5 protein-coding genes are annotated in these 3,020 nt (G+C 64.5%); 1 reads left to right on the top strand and 4 read right to left on the bottom strand.

Annotation, left to right across the window (positions count from 1 at the left end; all coding sequences use genetic code 11):
* The coding region (locus tag ACPYN9_RS17150; RefSeq protein ID WP_424468099.1) for a hypothetical protein at positions 1–566 on the top strand (566 nt) is incomplete at its 5' end.
* Between the two features lie 261 nt (positions 567–827).
* Here ACPYN9_RS17150 and ACPYN9_RS17145 read toward each other — a convergent pair.
* From ACPYN9_RS17145 to ACPYN9_RS17130, 4 genes are all read right to left on the bottom strand, one after another.
* Complete coding sequence (locus ACPYN9_RS17145) at positions 828–1,220, bottom strand: ParB family protein (protein WP_424468097.1); 393 nt, start codon at positions 1,218–1,220, stop codon at positions 828–830.
* Entirely contained in the window at positions 1,217–2,014 is a 798-nt protein-coding gene (locus ACPYN9_RS17140; RefSeq protein WP_424468095.1) for a ParA family protein, read from the bottom strand. The genes ACPYN9_RS17145 and ACPYN9_RS17140 overlap by 4 nt, the downstream gene beginning before the upstream one ends.
* 117 nt (positions 2,015–2,131) lie before the next feature.
* On the bottom strand, positions 2,132–2,485 hold the full coding sequence (locus ACPYN9_RS17135) for a single-stranded DNA-binding protein (RefSeq protein WP_424468093.1): 354 nt from the start codon (positions 2,483–2,485) through the stop codon (positions 2,132–2,134).
* 177 nt (positions 2,486–2,662) lie between these two features.
* The gene (locus ACPYN9_RS17130) at positions 2,663–2,920 is read right to left on the bottom strand and encodes a hypothetical protein (RefSeq protein WP_424468091.1); all 258 of its coding nucleotides are present in this window, start codon (positions 2,918–2,920) and stop codon (positions 2,663–2,665) included.
* Positions 2,921–3,020 lie beyond the last annotated feature (100 nt).

Genomic DNA, 3,020 nt, shown 5'->3' with positions numbered 1-3,020 from the left:
AGTGTCACCACCAAAACCCCCGGAACTGTCACCGATGTCCTGACACAGAACTGTCACCGATGTCCTGCGACATGACATGGTTCTGGCTCATGTGTGTGCTGGCAGGGGTGGGCGTGGCGGCGCTGCTCGATAGGAGCAACCGCGAGAGGGTGACGGGGGTGGGCCGCGGCATCGGAGTCGCTCTTCTCGTGGTGGCCGCCACCGTTGGGGTTGGCATGACGATCTATGTCAGCGAGGACCGGCCTCGAGGCGCTGCGCTGGTGGAGGAGGCGTTGGCTGCTGATCCGGCGGCCGATGGGGCGATCCTCGTTGCGTCGATGCCGGGGCACCAGTACGGGCCATATTGGCCGGAGCTCGCCGTTACGAGTCTCGATGAGCTCGCATCAGCGGACGTACGCGCGATCGTTGTGGGTGACGATGCGCGGTTCGCACCGGATGAGCGGATCACGCGATTCATCGAGGAGCATCGCGACGAGCTGCGGATTGTGCAGCTCGACGATGCGCAGCTGGTCATTCTCGATGCGCCGTTGCGTCTTACTGGTGAGGAGCTGACCCTTGCTGGCTGAGGCTGAGGGCGGGTGCTCTGACTCCGTTGGCCCGGTCGCTCACGTGCATGCTGCTGGGCGGGAGGGGTCCCCCATGTACGGCATCATCCTGTCGACCGCCCTCGTCCTCCCGGTGTGGTGTGGGTTGGCGGCCGTCGCGCTCGGTGGGCTGTTACAACACGGGTTGAGCGCGTAGGACCTGCTGCCGATCGACGACGAATGCCCCGGTGGTCATGTGACCACCGGGGCATTCGCTGTCGTTGGCGCGGCAAAGGCCACGATTTAACGCTCCAGGGGCTTGCCCACGGGTCCTGTACCTGGGGGCATCCCCTCGAAAGGCCGGCCCCCGTTGAACTCGTCTTCCAGGGCTTCGACGCGGTTCATCATCGTCTCCAGCTGCATGTCCGACATGTTGCGCCAGCCGTACGTGTCCCTGCCCGCGAAGAACGCCGCTCGAATGCGCCCGTCCTGGTCCTCTTCTTGGGTGTAGTAGCTCTCCTGTTGTCTGCGCTTCTTCGGTCGCTCGCCCGACGCCGCGACACGCGGTGCTGGTGGGGTACTCGCGCGCGCAGTGGTGGCCGTTGGAGGTGCCGGGGTGCTGGCTGGCGTGACCTCGGGTGGTTTGACCACGCTGGCGCCGCTGAGGGTCGATTTGCGGGGTGCGGGGCGCGTCATGCGAGTGCTCCTTCGATGCTGTTGAGGTGAGCGGCGTAGACGGCTGCCAGGGCTGTCCCTTCGGCGCTGCCGAACTCGTCGACGCCCAGGGAGGCCTCCGTGGCGTCTGCGATCACGACTCGTTTGGGGATGGGTGGTGTGAACACGGCCAGCTCGCGCTCTACAGCCGCTTTGTGGAGCTCTTCGAACCATTGGCGGCCACCAAGTGTTTGTTCTTCGTGGTGGTTGACGATGATCCCTGCGACACGTAGACCTGCGTTGTAGTAGGTCTTCACGCTCTCGATGGTGTCGAGCAGCTTGGAGAGGCCGTCGAGGCTCCATTTTTTCGTGTGGGTGACGACGACGACGCCGTGCGCAGCTGTGAGGCTGTTGACGGTGAGCTGGTCGAGCGACGGGGCACAGTCGATCAGGATTAGGTCGTAGTCCTCGAGGACGGGGGCGAGAGCGTTGCGGAGTCGCGCTTCGCGACCGGCACCCGCGATCGTGAGCTCGTCGCGCACCGATTCCAGGGTGGTGCCTGACGTCGGCACGACGTCGAGGCCGGGCCAGACGCCGGGGACTATGACGTCGCGCATGGTGTCTGTCGTGTGGCTACTGAGCACGTCCGCGAGTCCAGCTTGGTCGTCTGGCACAGTGTCTCGCGCTGCGTTGCTGGTCAGGTTGCCCTGGGGGTCGTTGTCGATAGCGAGGACGCGGCGGCCTGCAAGGACCGCGGCCCGGGCGAGCTGGAACGTCGTCGTGCTCTTTCCGACGCCGCCCTTCTGGTTGCAGAAGGCGAGAATTTGAGCGGTCACAGGGGCCTCCGGTCGTTTGCGTGAGAGTTTACCGGCAATGCCGGGATTACGCGGATAGTGGGTAATGCGGGTATTTGCGGGGTTGTTCGGGGAGGGCGCGGGCCCTCCCCGTGCTGATTAGTTGCGGACCACGACGACGTGCTGGTTGCGGAGACTGATGCTGACTTCGGTGGCCTTGACCTCATGCTGGAGGCGAGCCACTCCCCCCTCGGGCGTGTACTCGGTGACGCGGTAGTCGCCTTCGAAATGGACGCGCACGTTGCCGGACTCTTCGGCGGTGGCGACGAGCTGCCGGGCAAGGTCGCCAGTGACTCGCACGTCGTACCCCGTGGGTGGACCGTCGTAGTATTCGCCCTCGTCGGTACGCAGACGGTCGGAGACAATGACGCGCGCGTAGCAGTAAAACCCCTTCTCCCCCTCACGAAGAATCGGAGTGCTGGCGAGGTTTCCTACTCGGCTGATGTGTGACATGACGGCTCCTCTTGGTGCGTGTATTACGTGGATTACTGGTTATGCCGGTATTACCGGCCATGGGTGGCGGGTACGCATCCCCCGACCGCACCCGCCACTTATATTATATGTAAGTCCTGAGTCGAATGCAATACCAGTATTACCGGCATTGCGGTCGCGGTGAGTGGTGCTGGTCCGTCAGCGGAGCGCCCACGCGCGCGCGTAGGCGATGAGGCGTTCGACGTCCGCGCGATCGACCTGACCTCCTCCGCGCGACTCCCAGACGCCGTTCACTCGCGCCTCCGCCTGGTAGGTCCATCCGATGACTTCGCGAGTCTCATCGTCGTCGGGGCGATCCGTGAGCTCGGTGATGGCGAGGCGTTCGGAGTGGCCGCGATCCAGCGCCAGGTGTCCGGGCCCGAATGCGTCAGGTTCGCCATGGTCGAAGGTGACCATCTCTGAGTCCGTCTCGATGCGCTCTAGCTGTATTGACCCGTGAGGTTGTGAACACGGTCTGAGGGGCGTTGGCCGCCGATCCCGGTGTGGGGTCTGTGGT

This window comes from Pseudoclavibacter helvolus (assembly GCF_049707175.1).
Taxonomy (GTDB): Bacteria; Actinomycetota; Actinomycetes; order Actinomycetales; family Microbacteriaceae; genus Pseudoclavibacter; species Pseudoclavibacter helvolus_A.
Note: the sequence above shows the minus strand (reverse complement) of the source record. Positions and strands in the feature narration are given on the sequence as shown.

Excerpts from the sequence above, each read along its gene's own strand:
- ACPYN9_RS17145 (WP_424468097.1), bottom strand. The coding sequence starts at position 1,220 with ATGACGCGCCCCGCACCCCGCAAATCGACCCTCAGCGGCGCCAGCGTG.
- ACPYN9_RS17135 (WP_424468093.1), bottom strand. The coding sequence starts at position 2,485 with ATGTCACACATCAGCCGAGTAGGAAACCTCGCCAGCACTCCGATTCTT.
- ACPYN9_RS17130 (WP_424468091.1), bottom strand. The coding sequence starts at position 2,920 with ATGGTCACCTTCGACCATGGCGAACCTGACGCATTCGGGCCCGGACAC.